This window comes from Pantoea sp. SGAir0175 (assembly GCF_043547855.1).
Map to the genome: position 1 here is coordinate 3,069,534 of NZ_CP028081.1, position 22,366 is coordinate 3,091,899.

Here is a 22,366-nt window from a genome sequence, read left to right on the forward strand (position 1 = left end):
GGAAACAGCGCTGACGGGAGGAGAAGCATGACCCTTATCATCTGGATTATTATTGGCCTGGCTGCCGGCTGGCTGAAGCGGAGGGTGTTTCCCGGCCGTCCCGGCGGACTGGTGCCGACACTGGTGCTGGCGGTGATCGGCGCGCTGATTGGCGGCTACATCGCCACGTATTTCACCACGGGCGACCTCGGTACGCTGCATCCGATGGGCTTTGCCGTGGCGCTGGCCGGTGCCCTGCTGATGCTGCTGGTCGCCGCTAAACTACGTATTTAGGAGACACTATGACGCTGGATACCGCGCCGGACGACATCAAGCTGGCGGTCGATTTAATTCAGCTGCTGGAGGAAAACCAGGTACCCACGGCCACGGTGCTGGCTGCGCTGGCGATTGTCCAGCGCGATTACGAGCAGAAGCTGGCGGCCGAACGCAGCGCTTAGCGCGTGCCGGCGAGCGTCGGGCTCAGGCGCAGCATATCTATAAAGGCCTCGACCACCTGCGGCGCTTCACTCACCAGATCAAAACTTTGCGGATTGAACAACCAGCTCTCCATCATGCCGCTGATGTAGCCGCGCATCAGCAGCGCCGCCTGACGGGTGTTGAGGCTGGCCGGGAGTTGCCCGGCCTCGATACAGCTGCGCAGCACCTCTTCGATGCGGTCATAACACGCCTGCAGCAGCCCCTGCTGCATCGCCATTAACGTCGACATTTCGCCAACGAACTCACATTTATGGAAGATAATCTCCATTAATGCGCGTCTTTGTGGATCCTTTGCTGTGGCTTCAAGGATATAGATCAGCATCGAACGCATTACAGAAAGTGGATCGCCAGGGTATTTTGTCTGATACTCAAGTTCCACATCGTCGAGCCCGGCGTCACAGCGCAGCCAGATCTCCTGTAACAGATCGGCTTTATTTTTAAAATGCCAGTAGATAGCGCCGCGCGTGACGCCAGCGGCCGCGGCGATATCCGCCAGTGAGGTGGCGGCCACACCGTGTTCAGAAAAGTGAGCTAAAGCGGCATCCAGAATTTGATGTCGCGTTTCAAGTGCTTGCGCTTTGGTTTTTCGTGCCATAGAGGACTGTTTTTACAAACTGGCAAGTTTACATACATTTGTGAATGTATGTACCATAGCACGACCCGTGTTTTAACGCAGCAATGGGTTTAACGGTTTGTGATCCATTGATCATTTGATATCGGACACTAGAGGTTTATTTATGAATAAAAACAGAGGATTAGCGCCTCTGGCGGCCGCCGTGATGCTTACAGGCAGCTTTTTGTTAACAGGATGTGATGATAATAAATCCCAGCAAGCCGCCCAGCAGCAGCCCCCGGAAGTGGGGGTTGTCACGTTAAAAAACGAGCCCCTGAAAATCACCACCGAACTGCCAGGCCGTACTTCGGCGTTCCGCGTGGCTGAAGTGCGTCCGCAGGTGTCAGGTATCATTCTCAAGCGTAATTTTGTTGAAGGCAGTGATGTTAAAGCCGGCGATTCGCTGTACCAGATCGATCCCGCCACCTATCAGGCCGCGTACGACAGCGCAAAAGGCGATTTAGCCCAGGCTCAGGCCAACGCGCGCGTTGCCCAGCTGACGGTGAATCGTTACAAGCCGCTGCTGGGTACCAAATATATCAGCCAGCAGGACTACGATAACGCCGCGGCCACCGCCGCGCAGACCGCCGCAGCCGTACAGGCGGCGCAGGCCAATGTGGAAACCGCCCGCATTAACCTGGCGTACACCAAAGTGACCTCGCCAATCAGCGGTCGCATTGGTAAATCCTCGGTAACGGAAGGTGCACTGGTGTCGAACGGCCAGACCACCGCGCTGGCGACCGTGCAGCAACTCGACCCGATGTACGTCGATGTGACCCAATCCAGCGATGATTTCCTGCGCCTGCGCGGCGAGCTGGAGTCTGGTCAGCTGAAGCAGAACGACGGCAAAGCTAACGTTACCCTGCTTATGCAGAACGGTAGCGCATACAGCCAGCCGGGCACACTGGAATTTTCTGATGTTACCGTGGATGAAACCACTGGCTCGATTACCCTGCGCGCGATTTTCCCGAATCCGGATCATCGTTTGCTGCCGGGCATGTTCGTGCGTGCACGTCTGGATGAGGGCACTAACCCGACGGCGCTGCTGGTACCGCAGACCGGCGTAACCCGCACGCCAACCGGTGAAGCCACCGCGATGGTCGTGGGCGCGGATAATAAAGTCGAAGTGCGTAAGATTACCGCGAACCAGGCGTTTGGCGACAAATGGCTGGTGACCGATGGCCTGAAAGAGGGCGATCGCGTGATTACCGTCGGTATTCAGCGTGCTAAACCGGGTGCTCAGGTGACGCCGCAGGAAGTCAAAGATGATGCCAAAGCCGCACCGGAATCTCAGTCTGCTAAATCATCGTCATAAACAGGAGCCGTTGATACATGGCTAAGTTCTTTATCGATCGCCCCATTTTTGCCTGGGTGCTTGCCATCATTATTATGCTGGCGGGTGCGCTATCGATTATCAAACTGCCGATCGAGCAATATCCTAACGTTGCGCCGCCGGCAGTTGAAATCCAGGCATCTTATCCGGGTGCAGATGCGAAAACGCTACAGGATTCGGTAACGCAGGTTATCGAACAGAATATGAACGGCATCGACGGGCTGATGTATATGTCCTCGAGCAGTGACTCTTCTGGTACGCTGACGCTGACGCTGACCTTCCAGTCTGGTACTGACGCCGACATTGCTCAGGTGCAGGTGCAGAACAAACTGCAGCTGGCAATGCCACTGCTGCCGCAGGAAGTACAGCAGCAGGGGATTCAGGTGAAAAAATCCTCCAGCAGCTTCCTGATGGTCGCCGGTTTCGTCAGCGAAGATGGCAGCATGACGCAGAACGACATCTCAGACTACGTAGCGTCGAACATCAAAGATCCGATCAGCCGTACGCCTGGCGTCGGTGATACTCAGGTGTTTGGTGCGCAGTATGCGATGCGTATCTGGCTAGATCCGCACAAGCTTAACAACTACCAGCTGACGCCGGTGGATGTGATCAGCGCGCTGCAAACCCAGAACACCCAGGTGGCTGCCGGTCAGCTGGGCGGTACCCCACCGGTGCCAGGTCAGCAGCTTAACGCCTCGATCATTGCCCAGACGCGTCTGACCTCGACCGAAGAGTTCGGTAACATCATGCTGAAGGTCAATCAGGACGGCTCACAGGTGCGCCTGCGCGATGTCGCGAAGATTGAACTCGGCGGTGAAAACTACGAGATCATTGCCCGCTACAACGGCAAACCAGCGTCCGGTATCGGTGTCAAACTGGCGACCGGCGCCAACGCGCTGGATACCGCCGACGCGGTGAAAGCGGAACTGGCCAAGCTGGAACCGTTCTTCCCGGCCGGCATGAAAACCGTTTACCCGTACGACACCACACCATTCGTTAAGATCTCCATTTTTGAAGTGGTGAAAACGCTGTTCGAAGCCATCGTGCTGGTGTTCCTGGTAATGTATCTGTTCCTGCAGAACTTCCGCGCGACGCTGATTCCTACCATCGCCGTGCCGGTAGTACTGCTGGGCACCTTTGCCATCATCAGTGCCTTTGGCTACTCGATAAACACCCTGACGATGTTCGGCATGGTGCTCGCCATCGGCCTGCTGGTGGATGACGCCATCGTGGTGGTGGAAAACGTTGAGCGCGTCATGGCGGAAGAGGGATTACCGCCGAAAGAAGCCACCAAACGCTCGATGGAACAGATTCAGGGCGCGCTGGTTGGCATCGCGCTGGTGCTGTCAGCGGTATTTATCCCGATGGCGTTCTTCGGCGGCTCAACCGGGGTGATTTATCGTCAGTTCTCGATCACCATCGTTTCGGCGATGGCACTGTCGGTGCTGGTGGCGTTGATTCTGACGCCAGCGCTGTGTGCCACCATGCTGAAGCCCATCAAAAAAGGCGAACACGGCAAAACCACCGGTTTCTTCGGCTGGTTTAACCGCCTGTTTGATAAGAGCACCAACCATTACGTCGACAGCGTCGGCCACATTGTGCGCAGTACCGGCCGCTATCTGCTGATTTATCTGTTGATTGTGGTCGGCATGGCTTACCTGTTCCTGAAACTGCCTACCTCGTTCCTGCCGGAAGAGGATCAGGGGCTGTTACTGGCACAGGCGCAGCTGCCTGCCGGTGCGACCCAGGAGCGTACGCAGAAGGTGCTGGATCAGGTTACGGATTACTTCCTGACCAAAGAGAAAGACAGCGTGAATTCGGTGTTTACCGTTAACGGCTTTGGCTTCGCCGGCCGTGGACAGAACACCGGTATCGCCTTCGTCAGCCTGAAGCCATGGGATGAGCGTGGTGATGCCAGCCTGAAAGTGCCGGCGATTGCCGGACGTGCGATGCAGGCGCTGGGTCAGATCAAAGATGCCATGGTGTTCCCGTTCAACCTGCCGGCCATTATCGAACTGGGTAACGCCACCGGTTTCGACTTCCAGCTGATCGATCAGGGTAACCTCGGCCATGAGAAGCTGACCGCCGCGCGTAACCAGCTGTTTGGCATGATTGCCCAGCATCCGGATACGCTGGTGGGCGTGCGTCCAAACGGGCTGGAAGATACGCCGCAGTACAAACTGATTATCGATCAGGAAAAAGCGCAGGCGCTTGGTGTGTCGCTGTCCGACATCAACACCACGCTGGGTGCGGCCTGGGGCGGTTCTTATGTCAACGACTTCATCGACCGTGGTCGCGTGAAGAAAGTGTACGTGATGGGTCAGGCCGACTCGCGTATGCTGCCGGATGACATCAGCAAATGGTACGTGCGCAACAGCGCCGGGACCATGGTGCCGTTCTCTGCCTTCTCTTCGGCGAAGTGGCAGTATGGTTCACCGCGTCTGGAGCGCTACAACGGTCTGCCATCAATGGAGATCCTGGGTCAGGCGGCACCGGGCAAGAGCTCGGGTGATGCCATGAACCTGATGGAGAGCCTCGCCTCGAAGCTGCCTGCAGGTATCGGCTACGACTGGACCGGCATGTCCTATCAGGAACGCCTGTCCGGCAACCAGGCGCCTGCACTGTACGCCATTTCGCTGATTGTGGTGTTCCTGTGTCTGGCCGCGCTGTATGAGAGCTGGTCGATTCCGTTCGCGGTCATGCTGGTGGTGCCGCTGGGTGTGATTGGCGCCCTGCTCTTCACCACGCTGCGCGGTCTGAGTAACGACGTGTACTTTGTGGTGGGTCTGTTGACCACTATTGGTCTCTCGGCGAAGAACGCCATCCTGATCGTCGAATTCGCCAAGGATTTGATGGAGAAGGAAGGCAAAGGGCTGGTCGAGTCGACGCTGGAAGCCTCACGTATGCGTCTGCGTCCGATTCTGATGACGTCGCTGGCGTTCATCCTCGGCGTACTGCCGCTGGCGATCAGCAGCGGTGCCGGCTCCGGCGCACAGAACGCCGTCGGTACCGGCGTGATGGGCGGGATGGTGACGGCCACCGCGCTGGCGATCTTCTTCGTGCCGGTGTTCTTCGTAGTGGTGCGCCGCCGTTTCAGCAAGAACAAGTCTGAGCTGGAACAGGGCCATCCGGTGGATCACCCTCACTGATAGTTTCTCTCTGCTAAATGGCCGCGCAAGCGGCCTTTTTTATTGCGCACTCCCCTGCCCGCTCGTCCCATGACAAATCCGTACCGGAAGCGTGGTTGCAATCCTGCGGCGCGAGGTTCATAATATTGTTATATTATAACATTACACGAGAACGCTATTATGAAACCAAACATTCATCCGCACTACCGTCCTGTGGTGTTCCACGACACCACCGTCGACGAATACTTCAAAGTCGGCTCAACGATTCAGACCGATCGTACCATCCAGTTTGAGGGCGAAGAGCTGCCGTACGTCACGCTCGATGTGTCGTCGAAGTCGCACGTTTACTACACCGGTAAACAGAAAGAGTTTGCCAAAGAGGGCAGCGCCGCACGCTTCAACAAGCGTTTTGGCAGCTTCCTGACGCGCAGCAAATAACCGGAGTTCAGCCACATGCAAGTTGTCAGTTCATTGCGGTCTGCCAAGACCCGTCACAAAGATTGCAAAGTCGTGCGGCGTAAAGGTCGTATTTATGTGATTTGCAAAACCAACCCGCGCTTTAAGGCGGTGCAGGGAAGAAAGAAAAAACGTTAGGAAAGTGTCGTGATAATTGGCCGGGATGCTCCCCGGCCTTTTTTTTACTTCATGCTGTGCAGCAGAGTTTCCACGTTGTGCTTAAACGCCGCCTCATAGGTGGGCGCCGGCCCGCTGGCCGCTGACAGCGCTTCCGGATAGAGCTCGCCACCGGGTTGCGCACCGGTTTCACTGGCGATCTGTTTCACCAGACGCGGATCGGTCTGATTCTCCATAAAGTAGGTGGTGATGTGCTCGGCCCGGAGCTGTTTGATGATAGCGACGACATCGCTGGCGCTGGCTTCCGCTTCGGTTGAGAAGCCCACCGGCGCGAGGAATGTCACGCCGTAGCGCTGGCCGAAGTAGCCAAAGGCATCATGGCTGGTGAGCACCTTGCGTTTACTTTGCGCCACGCCGGAAAATTCACTTTTGGCCCAACTATCCAGCTTCTGCAACTGCTGAATATAACGTTCACCGCTGTGACGGATGTCGGCAGCATCATCCGGATCGGCTTTGATCAGCGCGTTCATCACGTTAGTGGCGTAGATCACGCCGTTGTGCATGCTGTTCCACGCGTGTGGATCGGTGATGGTTTTGCCATCCTCCTCCATTTTGCGCGTATTGACGCCGTTCGAGGCGACCACCACCGTGCCCTTGTAGCCGGACGCGCTAATCAGCCGGTCCATCCAGCCTTCCATGCCCAGTCCGCTGACGAACACCACATCGGCCTGCGCCAGCGCCTGGCTATCCTGCGGCGTGGGCTCAAAGGTGTGCGGATCGCCATCCGGACCCACCAGCGATTTCACCTTAACGTGATCGCCGCCGACCTGTTTAACGATGTCTGCCAGCACGGTAAAACTGGCTACGGCATCAACGGTTTTTGCCAGCGTCAGCGGGCTAATCAGCATCGCGCCAATCGCCAGACTCAACGGTAACTTCTTCATACCTATCCCCTTGTCATCTTATTATCGACGGCGCAGCAGGCCGCCACATGGTCCTGTCAACACAGACAGCAAAAACAGTACGGCCGCACTCAGTACCACCGCCGGTCCGGCAGGCAGGGCATAGTGCCAGGAGAGCAACAGGCCGATAAAGGCGGCGATCAGCGCCAGCAGCATGGCAATCGCCAGCATGCGCGTAAGGTGACGGCTCCAGAAGCGCGCGCTGGTGGCGGGCAGCATCATCAGCCCAACAGACATCAGCGTGCCGAGCACCTGAAAACCCGCCACCAGATTCAGCACCACCAGCGTGAGGAAAATACCGTGCACCAGCGGTGCGCTCCATTTCCCCTGCGCACGCAGAAAATCAGGATCAAAGGCATCAATGACCAGCGGCCGGAAGATCACGGCCAGCATCAGCAGGGTGAACGCGGCGATGCTGCCAACCAGCACAATCGCGCCGTTGTCCACCGCCAGCAGCGAGCCGAACAACACGTGCAGCAGATCGACACTGGACCCGCGCAGTGATACCAGCGTGACACCGAGCGCCAGCGAACCCAGATAGAAGCCGGAAAAGCTGGCATCCTCCTTCAGATGGGTGTAACGGCTGACCGCACCGGACAGCAGCGCCACCGCCAGCCCGGCAATCAGGCCGCCAATGCCCATCGCCACCAGCGACAGGCCGGACACCAGATAGCCGATGGCCGCGCCCGGCAGTACCGCATGGGACAGCGCATCGCCCACCAGGCTCATACGGCGCAGCGAGAGAAAGACGCCGAGCGGCGTTGCACTGATCGCCAGCGCCATGCAGGCCACCAGCGCCCGACGCATAAAACCAAACTCAATAAACGGCTGGAGTAACGTCATGACGCCACCCGACACAGCCGCGGTTGCTGCGCACTGTCGCGCTCATCCAGCGACAGCACGTCACGAAAATGGCGCGCCACCAGCAGCTTGTCGTGCAGCACCACCAGCAGCGTGGTGCCCGCCCGCTGCTGCTGTTCGAGAATCGACATCAGTAAGGTTATTGTCGGCGTATCAATGCCGTTAAAGGGTTCGTCCAGCAGCCAGAGCTGGCTGCGCTGGAGCATCAGGCGCGCAAACAGCACGCGCTGCAACTGCCCGCCGGAGAGCATCGCGGGCTGCGCAGTGGCGAAGTCGCGCATCTGCACCGCCTCCAGCGCGGCATCAATCTCCCGGCGCAGCGCACGCGTGATGCCACCGAACCAGCCGCAGCGCGGCCAGCAGCCCATTGCCACCAGCTCATAGACGGTGAGCGGGAAGCGGGTGTCCAGCTCGCTGCGCTGCGGCAACCAGCCCAGCGCTTTTCGCGGCAGCTGCAGTTCACAGCGTCCCGCCACCGGCGGCAGCAGTCCGGCGATAGTTTTGAGCAAGGTTGATTTGCCCGTTCCGTTGGCCCCGACCAGTGCCGTCATACTGCCGGCCGCCAGTTCGCCATTCACCACCGGCGTCACCGCCCTGCCCTGATAGCCGCCCTGCAGACGATGAAAACGCATCATTGGTGCAGGCCCCAGACGATGGCTAGAGCCAGCAGGCTACTCAGCAGTAGCGCTACCAGCAGGCGCCCGCCGAGCGAGAGAAGTAATCCACTGTGATTCATGACAGGCAACCAAAATGTTATAACATAACAATATACTACCTGATTGCATCATCGCGACGCGCGGACGAAAGTGTTTCAAAAATTGATCAGCGGCGAAATGCCTGGGCGATTTGTGCCATCAAGCCAGCGCCCATCGCAGCAATCGCCCTTTCTGTTTACCAATAGCTTGCAATGTCAGAGCTGAAAGCCAATGATAGAACACTCCTTGCTTTTTACGGGATGCAGAATGCAGTCTATTATTCATAGTGATATTGACGTGAATGAGGATGATTGCGGCAAGTTACGCCAGATTATCCAGGGGAATATTCTCAAAATAGCCCAGGACCTTGCCGGCGATTTACAGTGGTATTCTCAAAACGCGCAATTAGTTCCGGACAGTTTTACCATTATTTCCATTCAGCCCGTCGGCCACAAACGATTTAAAATGCTTTACGATTTCACGTGGGATTTATTTAATCCCTGCCTTGATTTAAATGAAACCTTTACCCAACGTGAAGAAGTTATGTTCCAGACAACGCCCGGTGCGCTGGTGTTTGAGGTGATAGACAATACCCGCCCGTCACCGTGCGACGAATTGTAATATTTAGTAATTGGGTGAGCAAAACTAATGATTGTGGATTATATTTAAAAGGTCGCTGAATTCTTTTTATTCGTGATCGCTCCCTGGTAGCTTTTCCAAATCTCGCCGCGTCGCGGTAACTGTGCTCGCTATGGAGGGGAAAAAGATGGACGAATACTCACCGAAACGGCATGATATTGCCCAGCTTAAATTTCTGTGTGAGAACCTGTTTGACGAAAGTATGGCGACGCTAACCGACAGCCATCACGGCTGGGTTAATGATCCCACTTCGCCAGGCAATTTACAGCTCAACGATTTGATTGAGCATATCGCCTCTTTCACGATGAATTACAAAATTAAGCATGTTGAAGATGAAGCGCTGATTACGCAAATCGATGAATATCTTGATGATACCTTTATGCTGTTTAGCAGCTATGGAATCAATACGCAGGATCTTCAACGGTGGCAACGTTCAGCAAAACGCTTATTTAATCTGTTTGCCGAAGAGTGCGCTTATCTCCAGCAACCCAGCCATTCCTTTTAGCATCAGAGTGAGATCGGTTTATTTATGAGCAACCCAGCCTTAACCAAAACAGACTATTTGATGCGACTGCGTCGTTGTCGCTCAATTGACACCCTTGAACGGGTGATTGAAAAGAACAAGTATGAATTACCCGATGATGAGTTAGCGGTATTCTACTCCGCAGCCGATCACCGTCTGGCCGAGCTGACCATGAACAAGCTCTATGACAAAGTGCCCGGATCTGTCTGGAAGTACGTCCGCTAAGTTTTCTCCCCGCAGGTCGTTTCGTTACTCACCTTTATTTCCACGGATGACAGGCAGGCAAAGGAGTGCCGATACGGTGCTGTGCCGCATTGCGCGCAGGGATTTTGCATGGGCAGAAATGGTGGAGGCCCTGCCAGCTACATCCCGGCACACGCGTCGCCTGCTGCGGCTGCTTCCTTCCGGACCTGACCGAGTTCACAAGTTAGCGTTGCGGGAGAACCAACAGGGCCCCCATTGACGAGCTCTCATGTTGAGAGCGCTGGCATTATCGGGGAAGCCCCTGGCAATTGCAAGCGCAGGCCGGGCAACCGTTGGTTTCTTGAACAGGCCGGCGGCAAAACCCTGCTGATAGCCGCAATCGCATGCTAAAGTGGCGCTTTTCCCGCAGACGAGGTGCGTCAGTGAGTGAACAGAGCAATTTTTCCGAGCGCGTCTGGCAAATTGTTGCCGCTATTCCTGCCGGTAAAGTGACGACCTACGGCGATGTCGCGCTGCTGGCTGGTTCACCGCGTGCCGCACGTCAGGTGGGCGGCGTGCTGCGGCGCCTGCCGCCAGGCAGCAAACTGCCGTGGTTCCGCGTGATTAATCGTCATGGTCGTATTTCGCTGCAGGGCGATGATCTTTTTCGTCAGCGCGATGCACTGGAAGCCGAAGGTATTGAAGTGAGTGATGCAGGAGAAATTGAACTGGCGAAGTATCGCTGGGAGTATTAATGCAAGCGGTGCAAAATGTGGCCCCCGAGCCCGCAGCCGTTACGTAAAGCCGCTGTCTCGTCCCTGATCGCTCGGCACACGCCATCCCTGGCGTGTGACGCTTTACTTCACGGCAGCGGGCCCGTGAGCCTGTCTGCCGCGATGGGTGTGTTACAGACTGGTTGGTGCCGGCACGGAGGCTGACGGCGTAACCTGGGTTGGCGACGTCGAAGGCACGGTGGTAGCAGCGCCCGGCTGGGTTGGCATCGCCATATTGGTCACCGGTACCAGCAGCAGTTCCGCTTTCGTTCCACCCTGATTAATCACCGGTTTCACCGTATCGGTAATAAACGCCAGCTTGCCGTCGATGGTGATCGCTGCGCTCAGCAAAATGCGTGCATTCGGCTGGATATCGGCCGGGTTAAAGGGCAGCACAAACTGGAACGGTGCCTGTTTGCCCTCGGTGCGAACCACACGCTGTGACAGCACTTTGGACGGCGCGTCCGCCAGTGACGCATCGGCCAGCGTCACGGTCAGCACCGCATCCGGCGGCAGCGCAATACGCTGGCGAATATAGACGGAACCGCTTACGTTCGGCTGGGCAATCGCCGACGGCTGCCCGGCCACGCTGGCGCCTAAAGTTGGTGTCGGCACGGGTTTACTGTGATCGGCACAGCCTGTGATTGCCACCGCCAGTGTCATACCGCTAATTACATGCCAGAGTTTCATCGATGTCGTCTCCTTATGAACACTATGATTGTCGGCGGTAAATTTATTGGCTGGGTTTTCCACCGCCGATTGCTGTTAATTCTGGCACAAAAATCCCCTTTGCGCCTGAAGCCCCGCCATGCTGCTGAAAACCGGGTAAAAGCGTTGCGCAAACTGGTCGGATCTTTCACACTGACGCCATTGGCATCACTGAGGAATCCGTTATGAGCCAGGCACTGCACAACCTGCTTAATTTATTGAATCTGGAAAAACTGGAAGAGGGCCTGTTTCGCGGCCAGAGTGAAGATCTCGGCCTGCGCCAGGTGTTTGGCGGCCAGGTGGTGGGACAGGCGCTGTATGCGGCAAAACAAACCGTGCCGGAAGCCCGTATCATTCACTCCTTCCACAGCTACTTTCTGCGCCCGGGCGACAGCCAGAAAGCCATTATTTACGATGTGGAAACCCTGCGCGACGGCAAAAGCTTCAGCGCCCGCCGCGTCAGCGCCGTACAAAACGGTCAGCCGATCTTCTACATGACCGCCTCCTTTCAGGCACCGGAAAATGGCTTCGAGCATCAGAACAGCATGCCGCAGGTGCCGGGACCCGATAACCTGCCCTCCGAGCAGGATCTCGCCCACCGACTGGCTGCGCACCTGCCGCTCAAGCTGAAAGAAAAATTCCTCGCCGAGCGCCCGCTGGATATCCGTCCGGTGCAGATCCACAATCCGCTGAAAGGCCACGTTGATGAGCCGCTGCGCCAGGTCTGGGTGCGTGCCAATGGCCAGTTGCCGGACGATCGCCGCATTCATCAATATCTGCTGGGCTACGCTTCCGATCTCAACTTTCTGCCGGTCGCGCTGCAGCCGCATGGCAAAGGCTTCCTTGAGCCGGATATGCAGGTGGCGACGATTGACCACTCCATGTGGTTCCACCGTCCATTCGATCTCTCGGAGTGGCTCCTGTACAGCGTGGTAAGCACCTCAGCGTCCGGCGCGCGCGGCTTCGTGCGCGGTGAGTTCTTCAGCCAGGACGGCACGCTGGTGGCGACGACGGTGCAGGAAGGGGTGATGCGTCAGCGCGAAGCATAAAAAAAGGGGCGATTATCTCGCCCCTTCCTCATCATTATAGTTATAGCGCACTGCTCTTCTGCCAGCCGGCACTTACTGGTTGTAAGCGTTCTCGCCGTGGCTGTTCACATCCAGACCTTCACGTTCCTGTTCTTCCGGTACGCGCAGGCCAACAATCATATCTGCCAGCTTGAAGCCGATGAAGGCAACCACGCCAGACCAGACGATGGTCAGGCCACAGCTGAACAGCTGAACCCAAACCTGATGGCCCATAGTCACGCCTTCTGCGTAGCCCACGCCGCCCAGTGACGAGGAGGCAAACACGCCGGTCAGGACACAACCGAGGATGCCGCACACGCCGTGCACACCAAATACATCGCACGGGTCATCCACGCGCAGCCATTTCTTCAGCGTGGTCACACCCCAGATACCTGCCAGGCCACCGGCCAGACCGATAATCAGTGCGCCGCCGACGCCGACATAACCACAGGCTGGCGTGATGGCAACCAGACCGGCGATGAAGCCAGAAGACGCACCCAGCAGTGAAGGCTTACCGCGCAGCGCCCACTCACCGAACACCCACGACAGCACGGCACCCGCAGTGGCCACTACGGTATTCAGGAAGGCCAGCGCCGCGATTTCGTTAGCGGAAGACGCAGAGCCGGCGTTGAAGCCGAACCAGCCAACGTACAGAATCGCGGTACCGGTAAACACCATCGGCAGGTTATGCGGTTTGAACGCTTCTTTACCGAAGCCAGCACGCTTGCCTACCAGGTAAGCACCAACCAGACCCGCAACGGCGGCGTTGATGTGCACCACGGTACCGCCAGCGAAGTCCAGCGCGCCATCCTGTGCCAGGAAGCCGCCAGCCCACACCATATGTGCGATAGGCAGATAGGCCAGCGTCAGCCACACCAGTACGAAAATCAGTACCGCCGAGAAGCGAATACGTTCAGCCAGCGAACCAACAATCAGCCCCACGGTGATACAGGCGAAGGAAGCCTGGAACGCCACGTGAATGTACTGATAGAAGCTGCCCATCACCGCTTTCAGCTCGATATTTTTCAGCATTGCCCACTGGAAGTTACCGAAGAAGGCGTTGCCTTCGCTGAACGCCAGCGAGTAGCCGTAGACGATCCACAGTACGCACACTAACGCGAACGTCACCGCGACCTGCGTCAGCATCGACAGCACGTTTTTGCCGCGAATCAGGCCGCCGTAAAACAGGGCAATGCCGGGAATTGTCATGAACAGTACCAGCGCGGTACAAATCATCATAAACGCGTTATCGGCTTTATCCGCTACGGCAGGCGCAGCTGCCATCGCAAGAGACGGTAACAGCGCCAGGCTGGTGAGGCCCAACTTAGTCATTACTTTATTCATTTCTTTCCATCCCATCACAATTCAGAGCCCCAGTTACAGTGCTGCTTCGTCGGTCTCGCCGGTACGAATACGAATCACGCGCTGCAGTTCCGCGACGAAAATTTTGCCGTCGCCAATTTTGCCGGTGTACGCGGCTTTGCTGATCACATCCACCACTTCATCCAGCTGATCGTCCGCAATCGCAATATCGATTTTTACTTTTGGCAGGAAGTTAACGCTGTACTCGGCACCGCGGTACAGTTCTGCATGGCCTTTCTGACGACCGAAGCCTTTCACTTCGGTCACGGTCAGGCCCTGAATGCCAATGGAGGATAAGGCTTCACGCACGTCCTCCAGCTTAAATGGTTTGATTACCACGGTAACCAGCTTCATACGTTCCCCTCCGGATATAAAAATAGGTGAGTCTTCGCGGACACGCAGAGAGTTAAGCAAAGGCTGTGCCACAAATGGCAAAAGTGGGCGCTAAGGCTGCCGGGCGCAGAGTATCGCGCTCCGGTATGGCGTAACGGGCAAGGTTTTCATGCGGAAAAACAGAAAGGTGGGACTTTACTGCACTCCTTTGGTGCTTGCGGCCTCAAAGGAGTGCATCAATACAGAACATTCCGATAAATCTGCGCAAAAAAGGTGCAAATCACCCCTCTGCCGTTGCGGGTATGCCCGCCGCGAGTTCATCGCCGGCCTGCTGCAGCTGGTACATCTGCCAGTAACGGCCCTGCTGCGCCAGCAGTTCGGTGTGCGTACCGCGTTCGACCACCTGACCACGGTGCAGCACCAGAATCTGATCCGCTTCGGTGATGGTGGAAAGACGGTGAGCAATCACCACCAGCGTGCTGTGCTGGCGCAGCGTGCGCAGCGCCTGCTGAATCGCCTGCTCGGTGCCTGAGTCGATATTGGCAGTGGCCTCATCGAGGATCAGAATCTGCGGCAGCGACACCAGCACGCGCGCCAGCGCCAGCAGCTGCTTCTGCCCGACCGACAGCGTGTTCCCCTGCTCACCGAGCCGGGTATGAATGCCGTCGCGCATCGCGCGGGCCAGCGGTGCCAGCTGCACCTTCTCCAGCGCGCGCCACACGTCCTCTTCGCTGATATCGCGTCCCAGGCGCACGTTGGCCAATAGCGTATCGGCCAGTACTACCGGATCCTGTTGCACCATCGCCACGCTGCCGCGCAGCGCATCGTGCGTCAGCTGGCGCAGCGGGCGGCCATCCAGCTCAATGCCACCGCGCGTCACCGGATAGTAGCCCATCAGCAGATTGGCTAAGGTGCTTTTGCCGCTGCCGGTATGGCCGACCAGTGCCACGAAGCCGCGCGCCGGCACTTCGAGGTTGATATGGCTGAGCACGTCGCGGTTGTCGCGGTAGGCAAAGCTGACATCGCGCAGGGTGATACGCCCGGAAGTCAGCGGCTGAGCGTCACTGCCGTAGTCCTGCTGCGCCGCATCCATCAGTTCAAAAATACGCTCGCCCGACACCACCGCCTGCTGCAGCATTGACTGCTGCGTGGTGAGCTCGATCAGTGGCTCGTTAAGGCGGCCAAGATAAGTGATAAAGGCGTAGAGCACGCCAACCTCAAACACGCCCGGCGTGGCAAAGCTGAACAGCATTAGCAGACCGCACAAAATCAGTGCAGAAAACAGGCTGAGCAGCGGACGCAGCAGAAAGCCGTCCAGCCGCAGCGTCTCCATCCGCGCCAGATAGTGCGATCGGCTGGCTTCGCCCATGCGCTCGCCAAAGCGCGCCTGCTGGCGAAACTGCTGGATCACACTCATGCCGTTAATCACTTCGTTGAAGCCATTATTGATTTCGGCCAGATAGCTACGTACGCGGCGCGCAATCGGCGTGCTGTAGCGCTGATAGATCAGCATCACCGTTAACACCAGCGGGAAAATCACCAGCGCCACCAGCGCCATACGCCAGTCGAGTGCAAACATCGCCACCAGCATCGCGCCAATCAGCGCAGCGCTGCGCAGCACAGTGGCTACTACCGTGACGTAAAGATCTTTGATCACTTCGGTGTCGTTGGTGACGCGCGAGATAATCTGCCCCACCGGCTGGGTATCGAAGGCACTGAGCGGCTGACGCAGCGCCGCATTCATCACGTCGACGCGCAGTTGCTGCACGACACCAATCGCCGCGCGGTTAAACAGCAGCGCCTGGAAATAGTGCAGACCCGCTGCCAGCAGCTGCAGCAGCACAAAGCCCACCAGCAGCGCGGCCACGATGCCCCACGGCATCTGGTGTTTTGCCACCAGGTTATCGATAAAATAGCTGACCAGCACCGGACCGGTGACTTCGGCAGCGGCAGCGATCCACAGCATGCCGACGGCCAGCCACAGCGATTTGCGCCACGGTTTACCGTAGGCCAGCAGGCGTTTCAGCGTTGGCCATAAGCGTTGCGATTTAGCCATGGTCGGCTCCCTGTTCTGCCTCGTCCTCATCCAGCGCGGCTTCCAGCTGCTGATAGCGATACATATCACGATACCAGCCCGGCTGCGCCGCCAGCGTATCGTGATCGCCGCGCTGTGCCACTGCGCCCTGCTGCAATACCAGAATCTCGCTGGCTTCGGTCAGCGCTGACAGCCGATGCGCGCTGATGATCAGCGTGCGCCCTTTGCCCCAAAGGCGCAGGTTATGCAGGATTTCATGTTCGGTACGGCCATCAACCGCCGACAGCGCATCGTCGAGGATCAGAATCTCCGCGTTGAGCAACAGCGCACGCGCAATGGCGATGCGCTGTTTCTGCCCGCCAGAGAGCATGACGCCGCGCTCGCCCACTTCGGTAGCGTACCCCTGCGGCAGACGCAGTATGTCATCGTGCACGCAGGCCATCTGCGCCACGCGCTCGATCTCTTCCTGCGTTGCCTCCGGGCGGCCTAGCGCCAGGTTATTCGCAACGGTATCGGAAAACAGGAACGGCGTCTGACTGACCACCGCCAGCCGGCTGCGCCAGCTGTCCAGCCGCAGTTGCGGTAGCGGAATGGCGTGATAGCAAATCTCGCCCTGATCGATATCAAAATGGCGCTGAATCAGGCTCAGCAGCGTGCTTTTGCCGCAGCCGGTAGGCCCGCACAGCCCAAGCATCTGCCCGGGCTGTAACTGGAAATGCACGTCGCTCAGCACCGGCGCGCTGCTCGCCGGATAGTGGAAGGCGCGGATCGCCACCTGCAGCACGCCCGCTTCCGCCGGCAGTGGCTGCTGACCATCCTCAACCGCAGGCGCTTCCGCCAGCAGCGCACCAATACGGCTCCACGCCGCGCTGCCGCGCTCGACGATGTTAATCATCCACGCCAGCGCCAGCATCGGCCAAATCATCAGCCCTAAGTACATGACGAAGCTGGTGAGCTGCCCGAGCGTCAGTGAACCGTGCCACACCATCCAGCCGCCACCGCCAATCGCCAGCAGATTCGAAAAGCCCACGGCGATATAAATGATGGGATCGAAGCGCGCATCGACGCGCGCCACGTGCAGATTTTTGCGGCCGGTGTCGCTGGCGATATCCGCAAACTGGCTCGACTGATGATCTTCCAGGCCAAAGGCTTTGATCATGCGGATGCTGGTCAGACTCTCCTGCGTTTGATCGTTCAGGCTGGAGAACGCCGCCTGCGCCACTTTGAAGCGCTGATGCAGGCGCGCGCCGTCTTTCTGGATCACCAGCGCCATAATCGGCATAGGAATCAGCGCCAGCAGCGTCAGCTCCCAGCTGATCTGCACGCTCATTACCGCCAGCACGACCAGCCCCATCACCAGCGAATCCACCAGCGTCAGCACCCCTTCACCCGCGGCAAACACCACGCGATCGACATCGTTAGTCGCGCGCGCGATCAGATCGCCGGTACGGTGGCGCAGGTAAAACGCCGGATGCTGGCGGCTAAGCTGGCGGTAAAAGTCTTCGCGCAGCTCCACCGCCAGCTGGTAAGAGGCGCCGAACAACAGCACGCGCCAGACGTAGCGCAGCAAATAGACAATCACTGCGGTCACCAGCATCACGCCGATCCACAGAAAAATTTCGCCGCGCGTCAGGCTGTGCTGGGTCACGCCGTCGACAATCACGCCGACCAGATGCGGAGGCAGCAGCTGCAGCAGCGCAATGATAATCAGCAAGCTGATGGCGCCCAGATAGCGCCGCCACTCGCGCAAAAAATACCAACTTAACTGGCTGAATAATCGCACAAAACAATCTCTTGTAATGCCCGTTCAGGGCGCTACCGGCAAGGCGGTGGTGTATTTAATCTCTTCCATAGCGAAGCTGGAGGTGACGTCAATCAGCCCCGGCACGCCGTTAACCAGACGCTTGTAAAACGCGTCGTAGCTCTTCATATCGGCCACCTGAATGCGCAGCAGGTAGTCGTACTCACCCGCCATGCGGTAAAAGGCCATCACTTCCGGCATCTGCTGTACCACCGCGACAAACTGCTGAAACCAGTCGCTGCTGTGCTGCTGGGTTTTGATCAGCATAAAGGCGGTGAGCGACAGGCCGAGCTTTTCACCATCCAGCAACGCGACGCGCGCCCGAATAATGCCATCATCTTCCAGCTTTTTCAGGCGTTTCCAGCACGGCGTGGTGGTGAGATTCACCGCATCGGCCAGCGCCTGCAGCGACAGCGTGCAGTCTTTTTGCAGCAGCGCCAGCAGTGTGCGGTCAGTTTTATCTAGCATTCGCCACCTCAGGAGAAAAATTTTCTCTTATTTGCCGATTATAACCAACTTTTAGCAACCTCTTTTTCCTGCCAGTGCCTTACACTGAGCGCAATCTCGCTGCAGGAATCGCACCATGCAAACGCCCTGGGTTCGCCACGCTATCAATGAAATTAACGCCGACTTTCAGCGCTCCGCTGATACGCACCTGATCCGTTTTACGCTGGACGATTTCCCCGGCATTCGCTTTTATCTTAAGGATGAAAGCACCCATCCAAGCGGCAGCCTGAAACATCGCCTGGCGCGTTCGCTGTTTCTCTATGGTCTGGCCAATGGCTGGATTGGAGAAAACACGCCGATCATCGAAGCCTCCTCCGGCAGCACCGCGGTGTCGGAAGCCTATTTTGCCCGTCTGCTCGGCCTGCCGTTTATCGCCGTGATGCCAGCCAGCACTGCGCGGCGCAAAATCGAGCTGATCCGCTTTTACGGCGGGGAGTGCCACTTCGTCGCCGATCCGTGCCAGCTGTACAGCGAATCCGAGCGTCTGGCGCGTGAACTCAACGGCCATTTTATGGACCAGTTTACCTATGCCGAACGCGCTACCGACTGGCGCGGCAACAACAATATTGCCGAAAGCATTTTCCGCCAGATGGCGCATGAACCTTTCCCGGTGCCACACACCCTGATCATGAGCGCCGGCACCGGCGGCACCTCGGCTACGCTGGGGCGCTACATCCGCTATCAGGGCCACGACACGCGCCTGCTGGTGGTCGATCCGCAGCACTCGGTGTTTTTCGATTACTGGCACAGCCGCGATCGTAGGCTGCGCAGCGAGCGTGGCAGCCTGATTGAGGGGATTGGTCGCCCGCGCGTTGAGCCGTCGTTTTTACCGGATGTGATTGACGAAATGATGAAAGTGCCCGATGGCGCCACCGTGGCGGCCATGTTAAGGCTGGAGCAGATTCTCGGCCGGCGTCCGGGTGCCTCTACCGGCACCAATTTCTGGGGCATGCTGCAGGTGGCAAAACGGCTGCGCGCGCAGGGGCAATCCGCCGCGCTGGTGACGCTGCTGTGTGACAGCGGCGAGCGCTATCCGGATACCTATTACAATCCGCAGTGGGTCGCTGAGCAGATCGGCGATATTCAGGCGTGGCAGCGCGAGCTGCAATAAAAAACCGGACATCCTGTCCGGTTCACTGTAAGCCTCAGCATTCGGGGGAATAATCGAGGTGTGGTGTGGTCATCCAGTGATTTAAGTAGTGAGACACTGCCTGTGTCTCGCAATGGCCAATAATCGGTAAATGGGGCAGCGAGGTTTTCAGCTGATGCATGGCGTTGCCCATGATAAAACCGCGCCCGACGCGCTCCAGCATTTCGCGGTCGTTCATCGCATCGCCAAATGCCATGCAATCCGCCAGCGACAGCGACAGATGCTGGCACAGCCGCGCCAGCGCGGCGCCTTTGTGGCAATCCACCGGTAAAACTTCCAGACACTCCCTGGCGGAGAAGCACAGGCTGGCGCGATCGCCGAGCGCCTGTTGCAGTTCAATCTTCAGCGCCAGCAGCATCTCATACGGCGCGATAAAGCAGATCTTGGTGACTTCATGTGCCGGCATGCGGCGCAAATCACGCAGCTGATAGTGAAACCCGCTCATCGCATGCGCTTCCAGCAATCCCGGGAGCGGTTTATCGGTAAACCAGCCTTCGTCATTGAAGATGTGGATCGACGCGGGGGTTTGCCAGTGACTGTGCAATACCTCTTCCGCCACCGACGGCGCTAAATCACAGCCGTACAGCTGCCTGCCCTCGACATCGTGAATGCGCGTGCCGTTACCGGTGATCAGCCAGGCGGGCAAGGTGATCTGCTGGCGTACTGCCTGCATATCCAGCAGGTGACGCCCCGTGGCAAACGCCAGTGTAACGCCACGCTGGTGTAGGGCGTTGAGGCTCTGCAGCGTCTCCGCACCTAAACGGTGGGTAGGCAGCAGCAGTGTACCGTCCATATCAAATGCCGCGAGGCGGGCCATAGCAACTCTCCGGTCTGAATGAGGGGTTTACTATCGCCTGGTAATTACGGAACTAATAGTGAATACTTTCAAAAAACTGTTCCGGGTTTAATCATGCGACAGCTTCATCGGGTTAATCAGTTTCAGCGCCTGTGGCAGCTTAGCCAGGGCGAAGCGCAGCGCATCAGCGTTGCGGCCATGGCGCAGCACTGCTTTTGCAGCGAGCGCCACGTGCGCACCCTGCTGCGGCAGTGGCAGCAGGCGGGCTGGCTGCAGTGGCACGGTGCGGCGGGACGCGGTAAACAAGGCGAATTGCGCTTTCTGCTCTCTCCCGAACAGCTGCGTCAGCAATTGCTCAGCCAGCAGCTGGCAGCCGGTGAAGCGGTACAGGCACTGCAGGTACTGGATGTCGCGCCTGAACGGCTGGTGAAAATGCTGCGCCCACTGATGGGCGGCCAGTGGCAGAATCAGGCGCCGGTGCTGCGCATTCCCTATTATCGCGCGATGGAGGCGCTGGATCCGCTGCAGCTCACCGGACGCGCCGAGCAGCATCTGGTACGCCAGATTTTTTCCGGCCTGACGCGCTTTAACGCGGATGATGTCGAGGGCGATCTGGCACATCACTGGCAGCACGATGCACAGGGCCGCGAATGGTATTTCTGGCTGCGGCCACTCCTCAGCTGGCACAACGACGAACCAGTGCAGGCGGCACAGCTGGTCCAGCAGCTGCAACGTATCATGCAGACGCCGCAGGGCGGCCGCCTGCTGGCGGCGGTGGAACACATCGATGCGCCACATCCGCTGGCGCTGCGTATCCGGCTGCGCACCAGCGATTACTGGCTGCCGCAGCGGCTGGCGCATCAGTTTTGCCTGCTGCCGCATCCGGAACATGCCGATATCGGCAGCGGACCGTGGCGCCTGACGCACTTTACCCGCGAGCTGGTGCGGCTGGAGAGCCATGCGCGCTGGCACCATCAGCGTCCGCTGATTCAGGTGGTGGAATACTGGATTACGCCGCAGCTGTTCGATCGCGGGCTGGGCACCAGCTGTCGCCATCCGGTGCAGATCGCGATTGGCGATCCCGACGAGCTGGACACGCTGCGGCCGGTGGATCGCAGCATCAGTCTCGGTTTCTGTTATCTGGCGCCGCGTTTCTCGGCTCGCTTCAGCCAGGCGCAGGCCAAAACGCTGCTCGCGCTGATTCAGCACAGCGGCGTTATTCAGCAGCTGCCGCTGGATGAAGGCTTAATTACGCCAACCGCAGAACTGCTGCCCGGCTGGCCGCTGCCCGCCCCGCACCGCCCGGATGGCGCACTGCCCGCAACGCTGACGCTGCATTATCACCTGCCCATCGAACTGCACGTCATGGCGCAGGCGCTGGTGCCGCTGCTGGCGGCACAGGGCTGTACCCTCACCTGCGTATTTCACGACGTCAAAAGCTGGCGCGACGACATCGATCTGAGTGACGCCGATATCATCATGGGCGACCGTCTGATTGGTGATGCGCCGCAGTTTACCCTGGTGAACTGGCTGGAAAATGATGCGGCCTGGCAACCGCTGCGTCCGGCGGTACTGCAGGCACCGCTGCACGCTATCGCCCGTCAGCCCAGTCCGGCACTGCGCAGCGCCGCGATTCATCAGCTGTTCCAGCAGCTGATGCGCGACGGCCATTTGCTGCCGCTGTTTAACTATCGCTACCAGGTGTTTGCTCCGCCAGGCGTCGAAGGTATTCAGCTTAACAGCATGGGCTGGTTCGATTTCACCCGCGCCTGGATCCCGCCGCCTGCCGCAGGCGGTGCTGTTCAGCCCGCGCCGGAGCCAGTACCATAGGCGCACTGATTTATGGG

The 22,366-nt window shown here is 58.2% G+C and carries 25 protein-coding genes and 1 other RNA gene; 14 read left to right on the forward strand and 12 right to left on the reverse strand.

Annotated elements, in window-relative coordinates; translation table 11 throughout:
- The first annotated feature begins 27 nt into the window (after positions 1-27).
- Positions 28-273 carry a GlsB/YeaQ/YmgE family stress response membrane protein gene (locus C1N56_RS14445; protein ID WP_021507213.1) on the forward strand — a complete coding sequence of 82 codons (246 nt, stop codon included), beginning with the start codon at positions 28-30 and terminating at the stop codon, positions 271-273.
- Between the two features lie 8 nt (positions 274-281).
- Positions 282-437: a pleiotropic regulatory protein RsmS gene (rsmS, locus tag C1N56_RS14450; protein ID WP_150058475.1), complete on the forward strand. Its 156-nt coding sequence runs from the start codon at positions 282-284 to the stop codon at positions 435-437.
- Here rsmS and acrR read toward each other — a convergent pair.
- Positions 434-1,072: a multidrug efflux transporter transcriptional repressor AcrR gene (acrR, locus tag C1N56_RS14455; protein ID WP_031279658.1), complete on the reverse strand. Its 639-nt coding sequence runs from the start codon at positions 1,070-1,072 to the stop codon at positions 434-436. The genes rsmS and acrR overlap by 4 nt on opposite strands.
- 142 nt (positions 1,073-1,214) lie before the next feature.
- Here acrR and C1N56_RS14460 point away from each other — a divergent pair, with 142 nt between their 5' ends.
- The 4 genes from C1N56_RS14460 to ykgO all read left to right on the forward strand — a co-directional run bounded on the left by C1N56_RS14460 (position 1,215) and on the right by ykgO (position 6,145).
- On the forward strand, positions 1,215-2,405 hold the full coding sequence (locus C1N56_RS14460; protein WP_058757947.1) for an efflux RND transporter periplasmic adaptor subunit: 1,191 nt from the start codon (positions 1,215-1,217) through the stop codon (positions 2,403-2,405).
- 17 nt (positions 2,406-2,422) lie between these two features.
- The gene (locus tag C1N56_RS14465) at positions 2,423-5,572 is read left to right on the forward strand and encodes a multidrug efflux RND transporter permease subunit AcrB (protein WP_021507209.1); all 3,150 of its coding nucleotides are present in this window, start codon (positions 2,423-2,425) and stop codon (positions 5,570-5,572) included.
- A 159-nt stretch (positions 5,573-5,731) separates the two neighbouring features.
- The gene (locus C1N56_RS14470; RefSeq protein WP_021507208.1) at positions 5,732-5,989 is read left to right on the forward strand and encodes a type B 50S ribosomal protein L31; all 258 of its coding nucleotides are present in this window, start codon (positions 5,732-5,734) and stop codon (positions 5,987-5,989) included.
- Between the two features lie 15 nt (positions 5,990-6,004).
- Positions 6,005-6,145, forward strand: a complete 141-nt coding sequence (ykgO, locus tag C1N56_RS14475) for a type B 50S ribosomal protein L36 (protein WP_010616859.1) — start codon at positions 6,005-6,007, stop codon at positions 6,143-6,145.
- Positions 6,146-6,189: 44 nt separating this feature from the next.
- On the opposite strand, the gene C1N56_RS14480 is transcribed toward ykgO, so the two are convergent.
- Genes C1N56_RS14480 through C1N56_RS14490 form a run of 3 tightly spaced genes read right to left on the reverse strand, consistent with a single transcriptional unit; the run spans position 6,190 to position 8,582 of the window.
- Positions 6,190-7,068 carry a metal ABC transporter substrate-binding protein gene (locus C1N56_RS14480; protein ID WP_394516803.1) on the reverse strand — a complete coding sequence of 293 codons (879 nt, stop codon included), beginning with the start codon at positions 7,066-7,068 and terminating at the stop codon, positions 6,190-6,192.
- A 21-nt stretch (positions 7,069-7,089) separates the two neighbouring features.
- Complete coding sequence (locus C1N56_RS14485) at positions 7,090-7,929, reverse strand: metal ABC transporter permease (RefSeq protein ID WP_021507206.1); 840 nt, start codon at positions 7,927-7,929, stop codon at positions 7,090-7,092.
- Positions 7,926-8,582 (reverse strand): metal ABC transporter ATP-binding protein, encoded by a 657-nt coding sequence (locus tag C1N56_RS14490; protein WP_059012360.1) that lies wholly within the window; start codon positions 8,580-8,582, stop codon positions 7,926-7,928. Before C1N56_RS14490 ends, C1N56_RS14485 begins: the two co-directional genes overlap by 4 nt.
- A 327-nt stretch (positions 8,583-8,909) precedes the next feature.
- On the opposite strand from C1N56_RS14490, the gene C1N56_RS14495 reads away from it, so the two are divergent.
- The 3 genes from C1N56_RS14495 (at position 8,910) to C1N56_RS14505 (ending at position 10,029) form a co-directional block, all read left to right on the forward strand.
- Positions 8,910-9,263, forward strand: coding sequence for a hypothetical protein (locus C1N56_RS14495; RefSeq protein ID WP_031279656.1), 354 nt, complete (start codon positions 8,910-8,912; stop codon positions 9,261-9,263).
- 145 nt (positions 9,264-9,408) lie between these two features.
- Complete coding sequence (gene tomB / locus C1N56_RS14500) at positions 9,409-9,786, forward strand: Hha toxicity modulator TomB (protein WP_021313568.1); 378 nt, start codon at positions 9,409-9,411, stop codon at positions 9,784-9,786.
- A gap of 24 nt (positions 9,787-9,810) precedes the next feature.
- On the forward strand, positions 9,811-10,029 hold the full coding sequence (locus C1N56_RS14505) for an HHA domain-containing protein (RefSeq protein WP_021507203.1): 219 nt from the start codon (positions 9,811-9,813) through the stop codon (positions 10,027-10,029).
- A gap of 128 nt (positions 10,030-10,157) precedes the next feature.
- On the opposite strand, the gene ffs is transcribed toward C1N56_RS14505, so the two are convergent.
- Positions 10,158-10,254, reverse strand: an RNA gene (gene ffs / locus C1N56_RS14510) — signal recognition particle sRNA small type.
- A 176-nt stretch (positions 10,255-10,430) separates the two neighbouring features.
- Between ffs and C1N56_RS14515 the strand changes: the two genes are divergently transcribed.
- Positions 10,431-10,742 (forward strand): MGMT family protein, encoded by a 312-nt coding sequence (locus tag C1N56_RS14515; protein WP_021507202.1) that lies wholly within the window; start codon positions 10,431-10,433, stop codon positions 10,740-10,742.
- Between the two features lie 150 nt (positions 10,743-10,892).
- Here C1N56_RS14515 and C1N56_RS14520 read toward each other — a convergent pair whose 3' ends face one another.
- Entirely contained in the window at positions 10,893-11,450 is a 558-nt protein-coding gene (locus C1N56_RS14520; RefSeq protein ID WP_021507201.1) for a YbaY family lipoprotein, read from the reverse strand.
- 15 nt (positions 11,451-11,465) lie between these two features.
- Between C1N56_RS14520 and C1N56_RS14525 the strand changes: the two genes are divergently transcribed.
- Both C1N56_RS14525 and tesB read left to right on the forward strand, forming a co-directional pair.
- Positions 11,466-11,657, forward strand: a complete 192-nt coding sequence (locus tag C1N56_RS14525) for a hypothetical protein (protein WP_136547754.1) — start codon at positions 11,466-11,468, stop codon at positions 11,655-11,657.
- Positions 11,654-12,517, forward strand: a complete 864-nt coding sequence (tesB, locus tag C1N56_RS14530) for an acyl-CoA thioesterase II (protein ID WP_058757950.1) — start codon at positions 11,654-11,656, stop codon at positions 12,515-12,517. Before C1N56_RS14525 ends, tesB begins: the two co-directional genes overlap by 4 nt.
- Positions 12,518-12,589: 72 nt before the next feature.
- On the opposite strand, the gene amtB is transcribed toward tesB, so the two are convergent.
- The 5 genes from amtB to C1N56_RS14555 all read right to left on the reverse strand — a co-directional run bounded on the left by amtB (position 12,590) and on the right by C1N56_RS14555 (position 18,534).
- A complete protein-coding gene (gene amtB / locus C1N56_RS14535) occupies positions 12,590-13,879 on the reverse strand; it encodes an ammonium transporter AmtB (RefSeq protein ID WP_058757951.1) in 1,290 nt (429 codons plus the stop codon).
- A gap of 33 nt (positions 13,880-13,912) precedes the next feature.
- The gene (glnK, locus tag C1N56_RS14540; protein WP_007886947.1) at positions 13,913-14,251 is read right to left on the reverse strand and encodes a P-II family nitrogen regulator; all 339 of its coding nucleotides are present in this window, start codon (positions 14,249-14,251) and stop codon (positions 13,913-13,915) included.
- A 259-nt stretch (positions 14,252-14,510) separates the two neighbouring features.
- Positions 14,511-16,286, reverse strand: a complete 1,776-nt coding sequence (locus C1N56_RS14545) for a SmdB family multidrug efflux ABC transporter permease/ATP-binding protein (RefSeq protein ID WP_394516804.1) — start codon at positions 16,284-16,286, stop codon at positions 14,511-14,513.
- Complete coding sequence (locus tag C1N56_RS14550; RefSeq protein WP_166719926.1) at positions 16,279-18,048, reverse strand: SmdA family multidrug ABC transporter permease/ATP-binding protein; 1,770 nt, start codon at positions 18,046-18,048, stop codon at positions 16,279-16,281. Before C1N56_RS14550 ends, C1N56_RS14545 begins: the two co-directional genes overlap by 8 nt.
- 24 nt (positions 18,049-18,072) lie before the next feature.
- Entirely contained in the window at positions 18,073-18,534 is a 462-nt protein-coding gene (locus tag C1N56_RS14555; RefSeq protein ID WP_021507196.1) for an Lrp/AsnC family transcriptional regulator, read from the reverse strand.
- Between the two features lie 115 nt (positions 18,535-18,649).
- Here C1N56_RS14555 and C1N56_RS14560 point away from each other — a divergent pair, with 115 nt between their 5' ends.
- Complete coding sequence (locus C1N56_RS14560; protein ID WP_058769393.1) at positions 18,650-19,684, forward strand: PLP-dependent cysteine synthase family protein; 1,035 nt, start codon at positions 18,650-18,652, stop codon at positions 19,682-19,684.
- Between the two features lie 34 nt (positions 19,685-19,718).
- Here the strand turns inward: C1N56_RS14560 and cof are convergent, their stop codons facing one another.
- The gene (gene cof / locus C1N56_RS14565) at positions 19,719-20,540 is read right to left on the reverse strand and encodes an HMP-PP phosphatase (protein ID WP_058757954.1); all 822 of its coding nucleotides are present in this window, start codon (positions 20,538-20,540) and stop codon (positions 19,719-19,721) included.
- Positions 20,541-20,633: 93 nt separating this feature from the next.
- Between cof and C1N56_RS14570 the strand changes: the two genes are divergently transcribed.
- A complete protein-coding gene (locus tag C1N56_RS14570) occupies positions 20,634-22,349 on the forward strand; it encodes an SgrR family transcriptional regulator (RefSeq protein ID WP_238561126.1) in 1,716 nt (571 codons plus the stop codon).
- Positions 22,350-22,366: the final 17 nt, after the last annotated feature.

Excerpts from the sequence above, each read along its gene's own strand:
- C1N56_RS14570 (WP_238561126.1), top strand. The coding sequence starts at position 20,634 with ATGCGACAGCTTCATCGGGTTAATCAGTTTCAGCGCCTGTGGCAGCTT.
- tesB (WP_058757950.1), top strand. The coding sequence starts at position 11,654 with ATGAGCCAGGCACTGCACAACCTGCTTAATTTATTGAATCTGGAAAAA.
- C1N56_RS14505 (WP_021507203.1), top strand. The coding sequence starts at position 9,811 with ATGAGCAACCCAGCCTTAACCAAAACAGACTATTTGATGCGACTGCGT.
- C1N56_RS14485 (WP_021507206.1), bottom strand. The coding sequence starts at position 7,929 with ATGACGTTACTCCAGCCGTTTATTGAGTTTGGTTTTATGCGTCGGGCG.
- C1N56_RS14560 (WP_058769393.1), top strand. The coding sequence starts at position 18,650 with ATGCAAACGCCCTGGGTTCGCCACGCTATCAATGAAATTAACGCCGAC.
- acrR (WP_031279658.1), bottom strand. The coding sequence starts at position 1,072 with ATGGCACGAAAAACCAAAGCGCAAGCACTTGAAACGCGACATCAAATT.
- C1N56_RS14480 (WP_394516803.1), bottom strand. The coding sequence starts at position 7,068 with ATGAAGAAGTTACCGTTGAGTCTGGCGATTGGCGCGATGCTGATTAGC.
- C1N56_RS14465 (WP_021507209.1), top strand. The coding sequence starts at position 2,423 with ATGGCTAAGTTCTTTATCGATCGCCCCATTTTTGCCTGGGTGCTTGCC.
- C1N56_RS14460 (WP_058757947.1), top strand. The coding sequence starts at position 1,215 with ATGAATAAAAACAGAGGATTAGCGCCTCTGGCGGCCGCCGTGATGCTT.
- C1N56_RS14555 (WP_021507196.1), bottom strand. The coding sequence starts at position 18,534 with ATGCTAGATAAAACTGACCGCACACTGCTGGCGCTGCTGCAAAAAGAC.
- C1N56_RS14545 (WP_394516804.1), bottom strand. The coding sequence starts at position 16,286 with ATGGCTAAATCGCAACGCTTATGGCCAACGCTGAAACGCCTGCTGGCC.
- C1N56_RS14470 (WP_021507208.1), top strand. The coding sequence starts at position 5,732 with ATGAAACCAAACATTCATCCGCACTACCGTCCTGTGGTGTTCCACGAC.
- C1N56_RS14520 (WP_021507201.1), bottom strand. The coding sequence starts at position 11,450 with ATGAAACTCTGGCATGTAATTAGCGGTATGACACTGGCGGTGGCAATC.
- ykgO (WP_010616859.1), top strand. The coding sequence starts at position 6,005 with ATGCAAGTTGTCAGTTCATTGCGGTCTGCCAAGACCCGTCACAAAGAT.
- rsmS (WP_150058475.1), top strand. The coding sequence starts at position 282 with ATGACGCTGGATACCGCGCCGGACGACATCAAGCTGGCGGTCGATTTA.
- C1N56_RS14490 (WP_059012360.1), bottom strand. The coding sequence starts at position 8,582 with ATGATGCGTTTTCATCGTCTGCAGGGCGGCTATCAGGGCAGGGCGGTG.
- C1N56_RS14495 (WP_031279656.1), top strand. The coding sequence starts at position 8,910 with ATGCAGTCTATTATTCATAGTGATATTGACGTGAATGAGGATGATTGC.
- C1N56_RS14445 (WP_021507213.1), top strand. The coding sequence starts at position 28 with ATGACCCTTATCATCTGGATTATTATTGGCCTGGCTGCCGGCTGGCTG.
- cof (WP_058757954.1), bottom strand. The coding sequence starts at position 20,540 with ATGGCCCGCCTCGCGGCATTTGATATGGACGGTACACTGCTGCTGCCT.
- C1N56_RS14525 (WP_136547754.1), top strand. The coding sequence starts at position 11,466 with ATGAACACTATGATTGTCGGCGGTAAATTTATTGGCTGGGTTTTCCAC.
- tomB (WP_021313568.1), top strand. The coding sequence starts at position 9,409 with ATGGACGAATACTCACCGAAACGGCATGATATTGCCCAGCTTAAATTT.
- glnK (WP_007886947.1), bottom strand. The coding sequence starts at position 14,251 with ATGAAGCTGGTTACCGTGGTAATCAAACCATTTAAGCTGGAGGACGTG.
- amtB (WP_058757951.1), bottom strand. The coding sequence starts at position 13,879 with ATGAATAAAGTAATGACTAAGTTGGGCCTCACCAGCCTGGCGCTGTTA.